Genomic DNA, 18,324 nt, shown 5'->3' on the forward strand with positions numbered 1-18,324 from the left:
AATATCTCGGAGTAGAGTGTGTTAATCCGAGTCTATACATATCCTAATTTGGATATGTCATAAGATTGGTATATTTTTGTTTTTCCAAGAACATTGTTTATATCAGTTCGGTGACAAGCCACTGAGTGCAAACAATACCAATCTAAAGTCTTCAAGGCGACTAGCTTTAAAGGCTTTTTTTACGTCTTACAGTTTCATTTTATTTGTTATTAATTCGTTTAAAACCCCCTTTTTTAGAGCTTTTTTCTTTTCTAATATTTTATTTGTTAATGATATCTCTTCTTCAAGAAGCGCTAACACATTAATAACTTTTTTTTGTTCTTCTAAACTCGGTAACGGTATTTCAAAATCTAAAACATCGTTTTTAGCAATAGATATTATAGAAGAACCCACACCAAGCAATTCTAACTCATATCGTTTTCGTCCAGAATTAAGTACAGCAGCCAAATAACGACTATCGATCAATGCTGCATCCGCTCTAATAATGTAAAATAATGAGCTAGGAACAACTTCACCAAATGATTCATCGTAACTCCAAGCAAAAATTCGTTGTCCTTTTCCAGTAAGAATCACATCATTAGGTTGTAATAAAAACTTTGTATCTTTACCCGTAATGTTGATGAAACTATCATCAAATAGCGTTGGATTTAAGAAATTGTCAAAATGGCCAGTAGTAAGATATTTTGTATCTCCTTTCTTGCTTTTTTTCTTATATAGTCCAAATTGAACTTCTGCTATTTGATTAATTTTTGCCATAAAATTTCTTTGTAATCATTTTCTAATTTATACAAAGGTAGTAATATTTATAATTAAAAACCAAATATTTTCCTTTGTAATTGTTTTCTAATTTACCAAAAACACCATAAACACTTGTTTTTGTGGTAGTTATAAATTAGTTGTTTTGAATAATTTTATAAAAAAGTATTTATATTTAAATACATCTATAAAATTAGTTCTTCCGTTTTAAAAATCAGTTGATTTTTTATTCACAAGCAAGCGTTAAAAATCAACTGATTTTTAAAATGCGCCTCAGCGGCAGGCGTCACGTACAGTTTATCTTTTTATATAAATGTGCATTTATACAAAAAGATAAAGCTATAAATATCTATTTATAGCTTTATATATTGTTCCATGTTTATTCAAAAGTTTACATTTTAAAACCCTTGTTTTTTTTATTCATTCGTTTTTCTTGTTGTTCGTAAGATAATAGCTTTTCAATTCCTTTTAAAGAGTATTTTCTATTAATGGCAGAACCTTTTATATAAACCCCTTTTTCATCTATAAATCCAATCCCTCTTCCTTTTTTTGTTTTAACTCCCATGTTTTTTAAGTGAAACTCAAAATCTTCAAAAGAATCAGATTGATTAATAGCAGATTTAATTTTTTCTTCCAATGGTGCAATTCTATTATCATTTTTAATGAAAATTTCTTGTTTTTTTACAGTTTCTAAAACACGTTTTACTTGTCTTAATTTATACTTTTTTTCAATCTCTCTGCAAAAGTCCATATTCTTATAATGGGTAAAACTATCTTCAGTTGCTAGATTATTAGATTGAATACGTGATGCAACGATGTGAATATGCTCTCTCTCGGTGTTTTCCTCGTGAATATATACTGCAAAAGGATTTTCATGAAAACCGATTTTTTTAGCATAATCGTTTGAGATATCAATCCAATTTTGGGTTTTTAATTTACCAATATCTTCTTGGGCAATTCTAATTTTAACATGGAAAGTATTTTTTATACATCTATCATTGAAAGCGTTATTTTTTTCCATTTGAGAATTAATTTGAGTACTATTACCAATACATTTATTTGAAGCTATTAATTCTCCGCCACGCTCACAATACGCCAGAGCATTTTGTAAATAGGATATAGATTCTAGTTTAGCTATCATTATTGTCAAGTGCGTTAAGTTGTTCTTTTAATTCTTGCTTTTTTATTTCTCGTTGATGAGTTTTTAAAAGTGTGTGATATTCTTTCATAAACAAGGTGTCTTTTTGCTTTATCTTTTTTAGAATATCATTTGCAACATTAGGCTCATCCTTTTTAATTTGATTTAGATACACATAATTATAGAAAAGCTCAAATTCTTCTTTCTCTTTACTTAACAAACTATTCTCTGTAAAATACATAGGAAGATATTTTATGGAACACCAAACTGTAACCAAACCCAAAAAGAAAACCCCAATTACCCAAGATTTAAAATGAGATTTGCTCCCTATTAAATTGTATTCCGTATGATTATTAATAACAGGAGTATCTGTGTTTTCTTTTATGAAATCAACAATTTCATCCTTAGTATCTAAACTATTTTGCAAAAGTTTTGATTGGAGTTTAATTACCTCTGGTACTAATTTAGTTATTTGAACATTGGTTTTTTTTATAATGCTTTCTAACTCTGTTTGGTCTTTACTACTTACATCTTTAGAAATAGTTTCTAATTTATCTACAACTTTTTGCATTAAAGTAAAAAGTGCTTTGTTTGTATTTTCATCCATAATAGAGCTTTATAATTTTGAATTGATTTCTATAATATGATTATTGATGTTTTTAATTTCATCTAAAACAACTTGTTGATCTGCAATTAAAAATTGCTCATTTGAATTTAATTTTTTTGCTATTTGATTTAAGTTATTTCCAATTCTAATTAAAGAAGTCTGATACTTTCTAGTATCTAAATCATATACTTTTTTTGAAAATACAGGTTTGTTTAATTTTTCTAATACTGCATTTCTGATAAAAAAAGATGGCTTAATTTGTAAGATTTCACTTTTGTTTTTGATAAATTCTTTATCCTCTGAATTAAGATAAAAAACGACTTTTACTTTATTATTTGAATTTGATTTCATTGTTGTTTTTGTTTTTTTCTTATGAACATTTTTCTGTGAATAAGCCAGCGGGTTTTGATTTCTTTTTAGGGCACGAAGTAGGCACTAAACAGGAATTAAAGCCACGACTGGCTAACAACTGACTGCAATTATTTTTGATTCATCAAAAACTCATTTAAGTCATTGTAGTTTTTATAGTGTATTCTGTTATCTGTAATTTTAATATTTACACTTTTTTCTATAATATCAGTTGCTCTATTTCCAGCATCATCATTATCTAACATCAATTTTATTTCTATATAATTATCGAATAAAGCAATAGCTTTTCCTACCATAGAAGTAGAATTTAGAATGATGAAATTTTCTTTAGGTATTTCTTTTTTCAAGGTTAGATAAGAGAGAAAATCAAACCAAGCTTCAAATATTGAAACTACATCAGAACTATTATTTATGGTTGTAATTTCTTTGCTTCCTAAGCAACCTTTAAAGAATTCATGTCTAATTTCAAATCCCCCAACATCATTCATAAAAGCAACTCCATAGTTTTCTTTTCCATTAGAAAAAGAGTAATGAACTTGAAAGCAAAATCGTTTTGCAAATTGTAAATCAATTTTTCTGCTCATTAAATAATTAAGTAAATTTTGATTCGTTAATTCTGTTACTTTTTCAATAGAGTAAGTTGGTTCTGGTTCAATGATAACTTGTTTTTTTTGCTGGTGAAAAGAAAAAGAACCTTCGGATAAAATAACTAAGGATTCTTTGATTGAACAATTAATGTATTTAGTTAAAAAATCAATGATTGTTCCTCCAGCTCCTTCTCCAAAGTCATACCAGATATTTTTATTGATATCAACTTTAAAAGATGGTGTTTTTTCATTGCTTCTAAAAGGGGAGTAAAACCAAACTTCTTTTGTATAGGTTTTGCCTGTTCTAAATCCTTGTTTTTTTAGGTAAGAAACTAGATCTATTTGTTTTGCTTTTTTACAATTCATTTTTGTTTGTGTTATGCGTGTGAAAAATGTCTAAAAGTTGATGATTTGATGACGATACTCTTGAATCCCTTTGCAGTAATGGGAAAGTTGCGTCATCAACTTGTCATCAGGTCATCAACTTTTTTTTAAACATGTCATCATTTTTTTTATTGATGACGCTTTGATGACGGTTTTGATGACGGCTTAATCCCTTATTATTATTGACCTAAGAGTATATATAGGCTAGTCCGTCATCAAATCATCAAAGTTTTTACCTAAAAAACTTTTTTTGATGGTGAAATACCTTCCTTTTGTGTCTACAAGTATGATTTCTCCATCACTAAGAATAACAAATTTTTGATAATTAAAAGAGTTGTTTTTTCGCTCAATTTTCCACTCTTTTTTTAATAACGTACGAAGTTGTGTTAAATCCGTTTTAACTCTTGTTTTTGTAAGCGCATTTAACAAATCCATCAAACTAAAGTGTACTTCTTCTAACTCAAATTTCTCCATAACACTTAAAAGAAGGTGTGCTATTTCTTTTTCCACTCTATTTCTATTATTATTTACTAGTTTTTTCAGCGCAGGAGTATAAATTTGTTGTGCAGTAAACCACATTCTAGTTTTTCTTTCACTAGCAAATTTTCTGTTTTTAATAAAGTGTAAAAAGGCTGGAATCTCATCAACTAACTTATCTAGAAAATTAACATCTTCTTGTTTGATTACAGGAACTTTAATTACCCAAAATCTAATTTCATCAGAATCAATTTTAATGAATGAATTCTCTTTGTTGCTACACATAATAAACTTACCAAAAAAGTCTACTTCAAATCGTTCTTTACCCTTAGCCTCAATCTTATTTTTATTTGATGTGGAGAGGTATTTTATTTTTTCCGTTATTTCCTCTTTTTGAAGAAAGGCTTCGTCTAAACCAAGTAACAGTTTGTTTCCCCAATCCAAGTTAAAATTGCTATTTAGGGAGTGACTATCTAAATAACTCATATTATGTCCAAACACTTCTTTTAAGTATTTTAAAAAGGAGCTTTTACCTGTGGAACGCTCTTTACTAACCAAACATAGAACAGGTAAAATTTGTGAAGGATGTTCGTACAAAAGTTTAAAATAATCTAACCCAAGTTCAAACTGTGAACCAAAAATGTGTTTGAAAAACTTAACAGTATTTTTAACACCTCCTTCTTTTGGTGTATGGTTTAACGGAGAGTAAGTATTGTAAAACCCGTGAATTTCTTTAGAAAAATCAAAATGACTTGGGAAACATATTTTACCATGATATTTAGGGATGTTGTCTAAATACTTTCTACCATGGTCTTGTATAATGGTAGAAACATCCCATCTAATTAAAGCTTCATTAAACTGATTATTTATAGTTGGTACTTGAACGATTTTATAATAGGATGTACCAATCCTTAAATATGGTATATCTGACATATTTATTAAGATTATGCGTATATTTGTTCTATACGGTGGTTAAAACTGTGTTTTTAAAATATTCTAAAACATTGAGCGGACACTCAATGTTTTTTTATTTAGAGGCCTTCATAAGTTCTAAGGCTAGTTCTGAATCAACAATAATTTTACGACCATCTTGAATGATTGCTTCATCTATTTTTCCTGATTTCTTAAGTCGGTTTGCAGAAGAAATACTGCAACCAAAAAGTTTTGCAATCCCTCTAATACCATAAACATACTTTTTACCTTTTTCAGGTTCTACAGAAGGGGTGGGAATTTCTTTGTTTGTTCTGTGTTGTAGGAACATAAACTCTTCTCCTGTCATTTGGAAGAGTGGTTTTACTTTTAATTTTTCTAAATCCATAATATCTAATTTGTTGTATTAAACTTAACCGTGTACATCGGTTGTTGTATTCGAATACTGTAAAATTAGAATGAAATTTTGGTGGAAAATGGTGGGAGATTATTTAATTCACATTTTAAACAACTATAAATAAGCAAGTTATGTTATTGGTGAAAATATTTTTGGTGGAGATTTATTTATAATGTCAAATAGAGGTTCATAAACTTTAATTGGTAATTAAAACTTATTTCAAAATGTCTTCAACTATCTTTCAAATCATTTGAATGGCTTTTGATAATCTATATACAAAATGATTTTCTTTTACTTCTTTTGCAATAATTTTTTCATAGAACTTTTTTTCATAAGTCTTCTTTTTGTCATAAATATGTCTTTTCTTTTCGAAATAGTCTAATGAAGTATTGATCCATTTTTCTTCTAGAAGTTTATCTTTAATAGTACTTGCTAAAGAATCAATTAAAAAATATAGTTTAGTATCTGACATTTTATTCTTTTCTACCTTTAGTCCAGATAATTCAAAATTGTTAAAAAAATTTTTTGCAGAAACTGCTGTAAGTGTAGGCCTAAAGTATTCGTTTATAATTTCTAATAAATCATTATTGAAATTCAAATTAAGTAATTCGATGTTTTCTAGATAATCTTCCTCTATAATTTCTTTTATAATTTCTAGTTTTAGTAAAACATTATAAAATTTGAAGCTTAAGTGATTATTATATTTTTCAATAAGTTGTTTTCGGTATTCATACCATTCTATATAAACGTCTTTTAATTCTTTTTTTTCTTTCTCTAAGGTTTCTATATTTTTCAAAATAGCGAGAGATTTAGGATGCTCCCAAGATAGCTTCCAACATGTGCTTTCATAATTTCCTTTTAATTCAGTTATAGACTTGTTAACTGGTAACATTTTATTGTATGCACGCTGTTCTTCTAGTACTATCGGTTTTAATAAAATATCTAATAAAAATGAAGTATTTATTGAATTTAACCTTATTTGATTCTCGCTATAAAATTTTGAATAATCTTTAATTGTTGATAAAATCAACCTTAATTCCTGCTTTAAGTTTTCTTTTCCGTTAATATCTCTATATTCTCTAATGGAGCTTCTAAATTCATCAATAGAAAATGTATCACAAAATTTTTGGTAACTCTCTAAATCAGTTATTCTAATAGTATTAATTTGCAGAACTTTTAAATTATCTTTTATAGCAAGAATACAATCAGTAATTGTTGTAAAATACATCATAACTCATTAAATTTTTCCATTGCATTTTTCTTTGTTTTATCCGCTACATCAATATAGGGCTTCATTGCTTTGTAATCTGAATGCCCTGTCCATTTCATTACCACTTGAACAGGTATTCCAATTGATAAAGCTGAACAAATAAAAGTTCTCCGACCAACATGTGTACCTAGTAAATCGTATTTTGGTATGGTATCATCTTTTCTTTTATTTCCAACGTAATATGTTATTCTTACAGGTGTGTCAATTTCTGCTAATTCTGCCAAATCTTTGATGTAATCATTCATTTTTTGATTAGATATTACAGGCAGAGCTTTATTGTTTTCGTAAGGAATGTCTTTGTATTTTTCAAGAATAGCTCTACTGTGTTTGTTTAACTCTATAATTAAGCTATCAGAAGTTTTTACAGTAGTAACTTCTATATGGTCTTTCTTAATATCACTTCTTTTTAGATTATATACATCTGAATATCTTAAACCAGTATAGCAAGTGAAAAACAGAATATCACGAACTCTTTCTAGATATTTTTTAGTACTTGGAATTTCATATTTAAGCAGTTTAGCCTTTTCTTCTTCTGTTAGGAATATTACTGTTTTATTGGCATCTTTAATTTTTGGTCTAAAACTTTGGTAAGCATCATTATTATGATGTTTTTTTTCGAAACTCCATCTAAGAAACCATTTGATAAAACCAAGTTGTTTTTTTATGGTGCTATTTCGCATTTTCTTTTCTTTCCTAAGATGAATAAGATAATCTGTAAGTCCACTTTCATCAAAGTCTTCAAATTTAGAATCTGAGTTAAAACTTGTAATATGCTTTTTTACTGCTTTAAATTTTGTAAGTGTTGCGTCACTCCAATTATTTAAACGACTATTTTCTTTTACAAATAAATCAAATACATCAAAGAGGGAAGTTTCTGATTTTTTTTCAATCTCAACTTTTCCTTTTTCCTTAAGACTTTTGGCTATTGTTCTAATCTCATCTTTAGTGGGAATTTTATCTTGACTTTCACACTCTTGGAAAAAATCTTGAATAGCAACTTTTAATTCTAAAATACGTGAATTAATAGAAGACGAGCTTTGTTCTAGTTTATTGTAAGTACCATTTTTAACTTGTTCTTTGTCTTGATTCCATTTTGCAATATCTACGCGATACCCTGTTTGAATATCTAAACGAGAACCTTCAAAATTTATCCGTAAACGTATTGGTACGTTTTCAGTAATTAACTGACCTGCTTTTTTTCTCTTTTCAAGTGAGAAAATTAAATTTCGTTTTATTTGAATCATACTTATAAAAAAGTTACACCCAAAATTACACCCAATTTTTAAGAAATCAAATGATATTTTATGATATTTTAAAAACGTTAAAAAATTAAAACCCCATATTTAAAGGGGTTTTGAGGTGTTATGGTTTTTTATGGATTCTTAGGTGATAGAGCCTCATTCTCCGCTAAACCTCGTAAACATAGTTTACGAGGTTTTTTTATATTTTAATTTTTAAAGATATTTTGAAGTTTTAACTGATTATTCTATTCAAATTCAAACATATCTGCCTTACTGTTTTAGTAGTGGGACAGATTGTAAATCATAAATAATAATAATAATATTACCCTCAGTTATTTAATTATGTTTGTTATTCTTCTTTAAGAACAGACATTTTCCCTACTCTATTTATATAAGTTAAATTACAGTTGTTGTTTTTTAAATTTGGGTTCAACCTACCTTTTTCTCTATGCTCAAAAATTGCTTTAATTCCAACCGTAACTTCTAATGAATCTTTTAACGAAAATTTATCTATAGTATAACTTCCACTTCTATCAGTTATTTTGTGACCATATTCATGATCTTTATAATAAGTATTTCTATGAGGAGCATTTGGATATTTCTTTTCAAATATTGGCTCATATATTTCTTTTTGAATTTCTAAATTAGTTGGTAAATAGATGTTTTCCCATTTAATCACTAGATTTTTATTAAAAGAAAAATGTTTTGGAATCTTATAATTTAAATCTTGGTAATCGTCTCTTGGTTTTATATATGCTAAAGTATGTCTAGAACTATCTGCCAAAATTACTTCAAACAAATAATCTTGATTTTTTGTAAACTCATTAGGTACATATTCTGAATTAGAGATATAATAATTGCTTTTTCTAGTTACTACTTCAAATGGTTTGTTATTTAATAGAAATGTGTGTTTACTATTCATTTTCCCATTATCTAAAGCTCGTAAACTTGTTCGAATTAAATTTGTAGAATCATTGTTTTTTGTAATGTAGAGATTAAAATAAATATTAGCTAAACGCTCGTCACTTTCTATGTTAGCTATATACAGATTCTTATCTTTTACCGTTTTATTACAACTTAAGGTAAATAGTAAAAGTAAAAGGATTCTAATATTAGTCATTTTAGCTCAGTTATATGATTGTATTTGAAGATGATTTTATATTTTTTATCTTAATAACGTTCGGATTTTTAATTTCAAATTTACTCAAAAAAATACCATCTTTAAGTCTTAGGATTTAATCAAATCTTGATGAGAATAATTACCAACAATGTAGGTAGTTAACAAGAGAAAGCGTAAGACTATAGCATTAATAGCAGTAGCCAATAAACTCTTAAAAAAGTGTTTTGCTATAGCAAAATCAAAAAGGCCATATAATGAAACTTACGTTTTATTATTGCCTAAATAAATAGAAAATAAATACAATAAAAAAGCTCAAAAAATCAGTTTTTGAATCTATAAGCCTAGAATAATAGTATCTAAATTTAATGAAGATTTTGTTTGTTTTTCAGCTCAGTTCATTGTTAGCGGTAGTACTTTATATTCAATTAAAAGACTGTCTAAATGGAATAGGTGAAATATTAGTTTTATTCTTAAATAATTTACTAAATGAAGCAGGGTATTCAAAACCTAATTCATAAGCAATTTCACTAACACTCAATTCTGTAGTTGATAATTTTTCTTTGGCTTTTTCAATTACTTTATTCTGAATATGTTGTTGTGTACTTTGTCCGCTAATTATTTTTAATATGCTACTTAGGTAATTAGGTGATAGATTTAAATCATTTGAAATTTGAGCAACAGAAGGAATTCCATTAATAAGCATCTCGCTGTTGTTAAAATAGTTGTTTAATGTTTGTTCAAGTTTTATAAGAATTTGATGATTGCTAATTTTTCTTGTAATAAATTGCCTCTCGTAATAACGTTCAGCATAATTGAGCAATAACTCAATTTGTGAAATGATAATATTCTGACTGAATTTGTCTATATTAGATTGATATTCTCTTTGTATATTTTTTAATAGTTCTATAATAATATTTTCTTCTTTTTCAGAAAGGAAAAGGGCTTCATTCACATCATAACCAAAAAAATCATAATTTTTAATAGATTTAGCTAAAGGTGTATTCCATAAAAAGTCTGGATGGATAAGAAGTAACCATCCAGACGGATTTACTTTTATGTTCTGATTTATTGTAATCGTTAATATTTGTTTTGGTGCAACAAATGAAAATACACCTTCGTCAAAATCATATTTTTGTTGTCCATAATTAAATTTCTCACTTACATTTCTTTTTAAACCAATAGAATAAAAGTCCTGTATCCATTTAATTTTATCTGAATCCGTTACATAATTTACTTTACTATAGTCTACTAAACTAATAAGTGGATTTTCAGACTTAGGTAAATTACTATAGTTGTGAAATTCACTTATAGATTTAAATCGATGGATTTCTTTCATTCTTTAAAATTAAAAATTAATTTTCTTTAAATATTACCATTTCTGAAATCTCCATCTGCTGAGAACTCTTTATCGTCTTTACAGTCAATATGATTTCCTATTACTTGATAACTTACCTTTATAAACACTTTCTTTATTTGCTCTAGCTTCGTCATATCGATTGTTTGGCAATAATTTGTGACGTAAATTTCCATCTTCTGTTATCTAAATTCCAATGTATTGTTTTGATTCTTCTATTGTCATTTGCTCAAAATTTAATTTTCAAATTCTGTAGACACCCCTAGAGTTAAATTATCTGTCATCGCTTTTTGAATCGTATCTATTTTAAGGTTTGCATATTCATATGCATCTTTACCCATGAAAAAATGTACTGGTGGATTTTTTTGTTTACTTAAAGCGATTAATACTTCTGCTCCTTTTTCTGGGTCATTTGGTTGATTACCGTCTATATCCTTTAAATGTGCTTGTTCCATTTCTCGGGCTGTTTTATAATCTTCAATTGGATTATTAGGGGTTTTAACAGAGCCTTCTGATAAAAAATTAGTTCTAAAATAGCCTGGATATACTAAAGTTGTAAATACTCCAAATGATTTCATTTCTTCGGCTAATGCCTCCGTAAAACCTGCAACAGCAAATTTTGTAGAACAATAAATACCAAAACCTGCAAAATTTCCTGTATAGCCACCTATAGAAGCAATATTAAATATGTGTCCAGATTTTTGTTTACGTAAATATTGTGTAGCATTTCTAATTACGTTTAGAGAACCAAACACATTTACTTTAAAATTATCTTCTACTTCTTTTTCTGAAAGCTCTTCTAAAGTTCCAATTTGACTATAGCCTGCGTTATTAACTAAAACATCAATTCTACCAAAATGACTAATCGTAGTTTCAATAGCTTTCTTAACATTTTCATTTTCTGTTAAATCCATTTCGATTGGTAAGAATTTTTCATTTTCTTCTCCAATTTCTTTAATTAAGGATTGTTTGTTCCTTGATGTAGAGGCTACATTAAAACCTTCTAAAAGAAGCATTTTTGTTAAGTTTAGTCCTAAACCTTTCGAAGCTCCTGTAATAAACCATACTTTTTTTGTATTCATATTCTTTGAATTTAGATTATGATTCAAAATTGGTTCATTAAAGCGTTTTACGCTTTTCCAAATCTAAGAATGATATAGTCAAATCTATCTTATCTGACGATTCTTGGTCGAATTACCGCTAACGACCAAGCTAAGCATAGTAAGGTTATAAAGAAACTTTTCGTTTCTGTCTTCATAGGAAGCTAAAGCATATTCTTTTAATATATTTTTCATTTCTCAAATGGTATACAACGCAAAATGTATGTACTGTATTCAGTATTCCACCTGCAGCAGGTACATTGCGTATTAGAAATTGTTAGCAAATCGGTTTTTATTCTTCGCCAACAAGAAAAGCTCCTTCAGGGCGAACATATTCCGTTGATACAGCTTCTTTACTAAGTTGTTCATCAACATATTTCAACACACCTTCTTCATCTTCCATAGTGGTTCCATCGGTATCTGTTGTTGTTGAAAAAGTGACAGCTCCACCAGCATCTGTAATTCTTTTCACAAACCTATATGCTTGTTCTCCGTCGAACATTAAATCGCTTCTTTCACTAGACCAAGTAGCTCTAATTGGCAAAAATAAATGTTTTAATGTGTTTTCAGACCCATCATATGAACTTGTTGATGACGCTTCAATATCAGTGACTGTAAATTCTTCATATGCCCAAGAATTTGGAGGTGCGCCCTGGCCTAAAGGGGTTATATGTCCTGCGGTTATGTTTGACCATGGATTTGTTGCAGTCATTTTTATAATTTTGTAATCCGTTTCGTCTTCATCATCAACTCCATCAGTATCAACTTTTAAAAATTCACCATTTTCATCTTTAAAATAATCTTTATCATAGTTCACTGTTAAAATTACATCTGAGTCTATAGCTCTTATCATTTGCACAAATTCATCTCTTTCAATATCATCTCCAGGGTAACTATTAAAGGCATCTATCCAATAACCATCCACACCTAACTCTTCAAAGCGTTTAATGTATCCTTCGCATAAATTCATCCAAGCTTTATGTACATCGCCAGAGAAATATTCTGTAACATAATTATTCCAAGATTCAGCACCTTCGCTTGTTGCCCTATCAGCAGGATTCATTCCGTTTAAATATAATATTACTTTTTTATTTGCATTTTTAAATGCTGCAATTACATCAATAATAACTTGTTCATTTTCCAAGCTAGGAACAAATTCTTCATCTATTACAGCACCAGTAACACCCATTACAGCATCTACGTTTTCGTTTGTTCTTAGTGTCCATAATTGCGAATTTGCATTATTAGTGGCATTTGTTATTACATGACCCGTGGTAGGATAACTACTTATCATTTCTGTGGCTCCGGCGAGATATTCATACCCATTACTAACGTATTTATCTAAATCTTCACCTCCTCTTACATATAAACGTGCACCCCAAGATCCCTTAAGAGCTAAAAAGGGAGCTATAGTATTATCGTCAGGTAATTCACTAGATGTGTTTTCTTCAATTTTCTCAATCGATTTTGAGCAAGAAGTTAAAAGTATAAATATGATTATGTAAATATTTTTCATATATAATTTGGTTTTGGGGTTTTCAATATTTACAAACGTTTTTATATATGCTTTATTGTATGGTTTAGCACCCAAAAAGCCGATAGAAAAATCCGTGATTATTTTCGCAAATAGGCTGTTAACAAGTAATTATATAAGGTGTTGTGAAAGTTTTTCATTAGAAATTAAAGTGAGTTCATTCATAAAAGCGAACATCCTTTTTATATAATAATAAGCAAAAAATTATTCCAATTATAGAAGCTAATATATCAAAAAAATCAAATCGAATTCCACTGCTAATTAATCGTTCTAACTCCATAAAAATAACTAAGCTTAATGTCCAAATAACTGCATTTCTTAAAATTTCTCGAAAGTCTTTTTTACCCTTTAATAAATTTTCAAAAATTAAGATATAAATCAAAAAGGTTATTATAGCTCCTAAAAGATTAGGAAGAACGCCAATAATAAAAATTAAATATTCATTTGATTCATAATTTGAATATATTTTTGGTCGAAAAATTTTCTGATTATAGATATAAATGAAAAAACAACTTGAAATTATTAAAATCTTAGTATAGTTTTTTTTGATAAAATTCATTTATTGTGACGTTATGTTTTAGTGGTATACAACGGAATTATTTGTAAAACGTAGCGTGCAAAAAGACACTAATATTTCGAATTAATACAGAGCCGAATTTTTATATTTTTCTTTTTATTTTAAATTTCTCAAAAAGCTTGTAATAGCTATTTTTTATATAAATTTTTAGCATACGTTTTTATTCCGTGCTATTTGAATTTACCCAGTTCAAAAAATCTTGAAAAACATCGTTCCAATGGTCCTCAAATTCTCCATTTTCTAACTCTCTTTCAAATCCGTGGTCTAATGCGGGATAAACCTTGAACGTTAATTTTTCTTTTTTCTGCCTAATAAACTCGATTGGTATTAGGTAGGCTGACTCTACAGGTACAGCTTGGTCTTTCGAGCCAATTGCGACAAATATTGGAATCTCAATTTTCAAAAGATTATCAATCGGTGGTTCTGAAAAATAGTTCCATCTGCGGTAGCTGTTATCTTCCCAAAAATCAGTTGTAGATTCAGGCTTTTGCTTAATTTCTTTAAATTGTTTTAATATTGAATCTATTTTTTGTATGCCTTCTTCCTCAGTTAGTTTACCTTCAATCACGTCTTTTCTAATTAAGAGTGTAAAGTCGTAAAATTGTGTGTTTCCGCTACCTGACCAATAACCAATGTTGGTAATATTGTTGTTTATTACACCCAATTTGGCAACTACATCACTACCTTCTGAATGTCCTATTATCACGATTTTTTCGGATTTGTGATTTGATTATGAATTAAATAATCAATAACAGCGCTAATTCGATTTGCTCGATAATCTAAACCTTCTGTTTCATAGAATTCTTTCGGTGCTTTGAATTGATCTTCCTTAAGTGTACAGAATGGAATTCCTTTCTTTGAAATTAATAGGAAAGCATATTCATCTGGTATCATTTCAAGCTCAAATGGCATCGTAGAAGTTGTTACCGTTCCATCTGTAATTTTTTCTATTTCATAAAAAGGAAATGCACCAGACCCTTGAACAAATATCAATAATTTTGTTGTTAATTCAATTCCATTTTTTGTGTATATGGAATACTGTATTGTATCCGTTTCGGTTGCAAGTTGGAAATGTTCAAAAATGTTTAATTCCTTTGCGCATTGTGCTTTCAACTGAATGCTGAAAAGAAATATTAAGATGAAAACTGTAACTTTCATTCTCTCAAAAAAGTTTTTCTAAATGTATACAACAGTACGGGAGCAAACCAGCGTTTGCTTTCCGCCACGCACATAGCGAAATCTTTTGGTTTTGTTTTTTCTTTTATTTTTTAAAGCGAAATCTCAAAGATTTCGCGACATCATAAATATACGCAAACCTTTCGGTTTTGCCCAAAAGTCCGCATTACGTTTAGGCATTCTTGTGATTAGTTCTTATTCGGAATGTTTAGTTATCCACTCCATTAGTTCATCTTTATTTACCGAAATCCAAGTTGCTGCAGTATTCTTTTTCTCCGTTTTACTATCTTTCGGATAGATTATTTTTAATTCCGCGTTTTCATTTCCTGCTAGCTTCATTTGAGCAATAAGTCCAACCATATCTGGAGCATTATTGTCTATTGTAGTTTTTCTTTTCTTCTCTAACCAGTATTCTATGGCAATTTCTATATAAGCTCGGGTTGGAAACGCCTGAAAATGTTTAATGTGTCTATCTGCTTCATCTGAATAGCTGTAAGTTGAAAAATCAAGATAACTTTCAAGATTTGATTTTGGAGTACCGTTAAGCTTCTTTTCTAAAACATAATTAGAGAAAGTACCTTCCCATACAGCTCCTTCTTCAAAATTTATTCTTCTATCTCTTTTACCTTCATTATACTGTCTTACCCAATCTAAAGGTGCATCACAAATTATTAGTCCAGAAATGTTTAATGAAAACTTGGGTTGAGTTTTCTTAATGTATTCCACGTATTTTAATGCTCGGTGACCAGACAAACCCACTCCAATTAGGAATACATTTTTATTTGGCAAATAGTTTTTTTCGAATGCATTTTTGATTGTTTTGTGTGCATCGATAATTGAGTTGTCGGAAAAGAAGAAGTCCAATGGAATTTCTGTTGAAATAGACAAAACAGCAAACCCAGCTTTATTTGCTTGAGAATAGATTTGTTTTGCACTCATATTTTTATTTTCAAATCCAGAATCTTCCAAAAAAACAATTACTCCTGAAATATTTTTTCCGTTCTCAGGTTTCGCAAGAGTATATCCTTTTTCTATATACTTTAGAAAATCGCTGTCCAATTCTCCGATTCTTATACTGTCATTTTGCGCCTTTTGATACTCTTCAATTATATTTTGTCCATGGATTTTTGAAAAGGAAAATAATAGAAGAAATATAAGTGTTGATTTTATTCCAATTTTCATCTTTTTTTTATTTTAGCTAATTGACTCAGAATTAAGCACAACGGTTTGGCTAAACTGCGTTTTAATGCAGTTTAGGTTTTGTTAGCAATTTATTTACTCAATCGAAATTGCAATTCCATACCCTTTCTTTTTTAATGGCTTCTTTAATATTTCCTTACCATTAAAATATAAACTGGACTTACAACTCCCAACCGCGATTAATTTTCCTTTCGAAGTTATAGTACCTTCATAAAAAAGATCATCTTCTTCACTTCCAAAAATAGAATGTGATATATAATTGGCAGTTTTACTAAGTTTAATTAGTATACCATCCGATTTAGAATATGGTGTTATTTGTATATTTTTTTTATTGTATTTAGAATTAAATGATCTACCAAAAGTGCCTACGATATAAATATCATCAATTTTATCAGTAAAAACTGCATATTTATGATTTTCAAGGTTGTTACCAAAAATTCTGTCAAATATAAAGGTCCCGCTGGACGAAATTTTGATTAAATGTAATTGACGACCATAACTTTTATAATTTAACTGATCATTGACAATTCCTTCTATAACTTCTATACCACCAAATGATCCAGTAATCAATATATTTTCATTATTAGTTAAGCATAATGAAGAAATATTGTCATTTGATTTTCCTCCAAAGATTTGATACCAAATTAGATTCCCTAATCTATCAAATTTTGAAATAAAAACATCAAAACCTCCTTTGCTTAAAATTTCTAAATCATCCATGAACAATTTTTCGGAAAAACGTCCTGCTAAATAAAAATTATCGTCCCTATCAATAATTATTTCAGTTGCCTGCACATACTCTGTCCCTCTTATTGTTTTTGTCCATAGTAATTCCCCTGTATCTGATAGTTTTAATATGTAAGTATCTTGTCCTTTTGTTTCTGTTGTCGATATTAAGCTATCGTTAATTTGAAGGTTACATTTATAAAACCCAATAGCAAAAACGTTGTTGTTTTTATCGAAATCTAATGAGTGAACAGTTTCATACTTACAACCTTTAATATGATTTACCCATTTGAAATTACCATTGTCATCTAATTTTAGAATAAACCCATTGCCTCTACCTCCATAAATAAGATGTTCTTTTTTCGGGTCAGGATCAAAATCTGCTGTATTATAAAAAGTACCTGTTATATAAATGTTATTTTTTTGATCAACATGAATTGATGATGGCTCATCAAGTCCTGAACCTCCAAAAGATTTTAACCAAAGAATGTCGTTATTTGAATTTAATTTAGCGACAAAAATTCCGAATACACCTTTTGGAACCAAAGTTTCACTTTTGTAAGTCAGTGTATCTGAAAAATATCCTGTTAGGTATAAATTACCGTGATTATCTTCTGCAACACTCTTAATTTGACCTCCATAAAAATCTAAAAGGACAGTTGGTTTCATTACTTTTTCTCCCTGAGAGTTACAGGTTAGAGTTAAAAAAAGAAATGAAAGAAGTATTGAGTAATTCATATTTTAATTATTGCTAACGTCTCGGCTATGGTTAGTACGGGAATTAAAATTACTGAATTTCCGATTAAGCACTTAGCCAAAACTTTTTATTTTGTTTTATCTTTTTTATTTTAAAGCCAAATCAAAAGATTTGGCGGACTTAGTTAAAAACTCTAAACTTTGGGTTAAGCACCAAAACCCGTATTAATTATAGCCATTGTGCCTGTTGCACAAGTTAATAATAAATTGATATAAAGTTGAAGTGAATTTTGGGGTAATTTTTTAAATTTAGGTATGCAAGGCAAAAAGACATACCAAGAAAAGTTGTTTACTACTTTTTTATTAAGCGAACGCGTTCCCTTGGGCAATTTTTATAGACGCTTAAAAGAAACGATAGATTTAGATTTTCTTTACCCGATGACCAAATCCTTCTACGGATCTAGTGGTCAAAAGAGTATAGATCCCGTAGTGTTTTTTAAATTGTGTTTGGTAGGTTATTTAGAGAATATTATTAGTGACCGTCAGTTGATATCGCATTGTTCAATGCGATTAGATATTTTATTTTTTATTGGTTATGATCTAGAAGATGAATTGCCATGGCATAGTACGATTAGTCGTACGCGTCAGCTTTATCCAGAGACTGTATTTGAAAGTGTTTTCACTA

The 18,324-nt window shown here is 28.8% G+C and carries 20 protein-coding genes and 1 pseudogene; 2 read left to right on the forward strand and 19 right to left on the reverse strand.

The window, feature by feature from the left end; translation table 11 throughout:
- Positions 1-186 precede the first annotated feature (186 nt).
- The 10 genes from KO500_RS14010 to KO500_RS14055 all read right to left on the reverse strand — a co-directional run bounded on the left by KO500_RS14010 (position 187) and on the right by KO500_RS14055 (position 9,276).
- Complete coding sequence (locus KO500_RS14010; protein WP_215957188.1) at positions 187-756, reverse strand: restriction endonuclease subunit S; 570 nt, start codon at positions 754-756, stop codon at positions 187-189.
- Positions 757-1,147: 391 nt separating this feature from the next.
- Positions 1,148-1,897, reverse strand: coding sequence for a relaxase/mobilization nuclease domain-containing protein (locus KO500_RS14015; protein WP_215957189.1), 750 nt, complete (start codon positions 1,895-1,897; stop codon positions 1,148-1,150).
- A complete protein-coding gene (locus tag KO500_RS14020; protein ID WP_215957190.1) occupies positions 1,887-2,501 on the reverse strand; it encodes a hypothetical protein in 615 nt (204 codons plus the stop codon). The genes KO500_RS14015 and KO500_RS14020 overlap by 11 nt, the downstream gene beginning before the upstream one ends.
- Positions 2,502-2,510: 9 nt before the next feature.
- Positions 2,511-2,852, reverse strand: coding sequence for a plasmid mobilization protein (locus KO500_RS14025; RefSeq protein ID WP_215957191.1), 342 nt, complete (start codon positions 2,850-2,852; stop codon positions 2,511-2,513).
- 128 nt (positions 2,853-2,980) lie between these two features.
- Positions 2,981-3,823, reverse strand: coding sequence for a toprim domain-containing protein (locus KO500_RS14030; protein ID WP_215957192.1), 843 nt, complete (start codon positions 3,821-3,823; stop codon positions 2,981-2,983).
- Positions 3,824-4,045: 222 nt separating this feature from the next.
- Positions 4,046-5,251: a primase-helicase family protein gene (locus KO500_RS14035; RefSeq protein WP_215957193.1), complete on the reverse strand. Its 1,206-nt coding sequence runs from the start codon at positions 5,249-5,251 to the stop codon at positions 4,046-4,048.
- 94 nt (positions 5,252-5,345) lie between these two features.
- A complete protein-coding gene (locus KO500_RS14040; RefSeq protein WP_215957194.1) occupies positions 5,346-5,636 on the reverse strand; it encodes a DUF3853 family protein in 291 nt (96 codons plus the stop codon).
- A 250-nt stretch (positions 5,637-5,886) separates the two neighbouring features.
- Positions 5,887-6,876 (reverse strand): hypothetical protein, encoded by a 990-nt coding sequence (locus tag KO500_RS14045; protein WP_215957195.1) that lies wholly within the window; start codon positions 6,874-6,876, stop codon positions 5,887-5,889.
- Positions 6,873-8,159 carry a site-specific integrase gene (locus tag KO500_RS14050; protein WP_252732514.1) on the reverse strand — a complete coding sequence of 429 codons (1,287 nt, stop codon included), beginning with the start codon at positions 8,157-8,159 and terminating at the stop codon, positions 6,873-6,875. The genes KO500_RS14045 and KO500_RS14050 overlap by 4 nt, the downstream gene beginning before the upstream one ends.
- Positions 8,160-8,505: 346 nt before the next feature.
- The gene (locus KO500_RS14055; protein ID WP_215957196.1) at positions 8,506-9,276 is read right to left on the reverse strand and encodes a hypothetical protein; all 771 of its coding nucleotides are present in this window, start codon (positions 9,274-9,276) and stop codon (positions 8,506-8,508) included.
- A 154-nt stretch (positions 9,277-9,430) separates the two neighbouring features.
- Between KO500_RS14055 and KO500_RS17615 the strand changes: the two are divergent.
- Positions 9,431-9,562: pseudogene (locus KO500_RS17615) on the forward strand (IS110 family transposase); the annotation flags it as partial.
- Between the two features lie 135 nt (positions 9,563-9,697).
- Here KO500_RS17615 and KO500_RS14060 read toward each other — a convergent pair.
- The 9 genes from KO500_RS14060 to KO500_RS14100 form a co-directional block, all read right to left on the reverse strand.
- Positions 9,698-10,612 (reverse strand): helix-turn-helix domain-containing protein, encoded by a 915-nt coding sequence (locus tag KO500_RS14060; protein ID WP_215957197.1) that lies wholly within the window; start codon positions 10,610-10,612, stop codon positions 9,698-9,700.
- Positions 10,613-10,696: 84 nt separating this feature from the next.
- Positions 10,697-10,783 carry a hypothetical protein gene (locus KO500_RS17575; RefSeq protein ID WP_354668442.1) on the reverse strand — a complete coding sequence of 29 codons (87 nt, stop codon included), beginning with the start codon at positions 10,781-10,783 and terminating at the stop codon, positions 10,697-10,699.
- 83 nt (positions 10,784-10,866) lie between these two features.
- Positions 10,867-11,712 (reverse strand): SDR family oxidoreductase, encoded by an 846-nt coding sequence (locus KO500_RS14070; protein WP_215957198.1) that lies wholly within the window; start codon positions 11,710-11,712, stop codon positions 10,867-10,869.
- Positions 11,713-12,022: 310 nt separating this feature from the next.
- Positions 12,023-13,246 carry a hypothetical protein gene (locus KO500_RS14075; protein ID WP_215957199.1) on the reverse strand — a complete coding sequence of 408 codons (1,224 nt, stop codon included), beginning with the start codon at positions 13,244-13,246 and terminating at the stop codon, positions 12,023-12,025.
- 175 nt (positions 13,247-13,421) lie between these two features.
- On the reverse strand, positions 13,422-13,823 hold the full coding sequence (locus KO500_RS14080; RefSeq protein ID WP_215957200.1) for a hypothetical protein: 402 nt from the start codon (positions 13,821-13,823) through the stop codon (positions 13,422-13,424).
- A 178-nt stretch (positions 13,824-14,001) separates the two neighbouring features.
- A complete protein-coding gene (locus KO500_RS17580) occupies positions 14,002-14,547 on the reverse strand; it encodes a dienelactone hydrolase family protein (RefSeq protein ID WP_215957201.1) in 546 nt (181 codons plus the stop codon).
- A complete protein-coding gene (locus KO500_RS14090; RefSeq protein WP_215957202.1) occupies positions 14,544-14,999 on the reverse strand; it encodes a hypothetical protein in 456 nt (151 codons plus the stop codon). Before KO500_RS14090 ends, KO500_RS17580 begins: the two co-directional genes overlap by 4 nt.
- Before the next feature lie 213 nt (positions 15,000-15,212).
- The gene (locus tag KO500_RS14095; protein WP_215957203.1) at positions 15,213-16,199 is read right to left on the reverse strand and encodes a hypothetical protein; all 987 of its coding nucleotides are present in this window, start codon (positions 16,197-16,199) and stop codon (positions 15,213-15,215) included.
- Between the two features lie 93 nt (positions 16,200-16,292).
- Positions 16,293-17,612 carry a hypothetical protein gene (locus KO500_RS14100; RefSeq protein WP_215957204.1) on the reverse strand — a complete coding sequence of 440 codons (1,320 nt, stop codon included), beginning with the start codon at positions 17,610-17,612 and terminating at the stop codon, positions 16,293-16,295.
- 342 nt (positions 17,613-17,954) lie between these two features.
- Here KO500_RS14100 and KO500_RS14105 point away from each other — a divergent pair.
- A partial coding sequence (locus KO500_RS14105; RefSeq protein ID WP_215957205.1) for a transposase occupies positions 17,955-18,324 on the forward strand: 370 nt, incomplete at its 3' end.

The organism is Cellulophaga baltica (genome assembly GCF_018861125.1).
In the GTDB taxonomy this organism is placed as follows: Bacteria; Bacteroidota; Bacteroidia; order Flavobacteriales; family Flavobacteriaceae; genus Cellulophaga; species Cellulophaga baltica_A.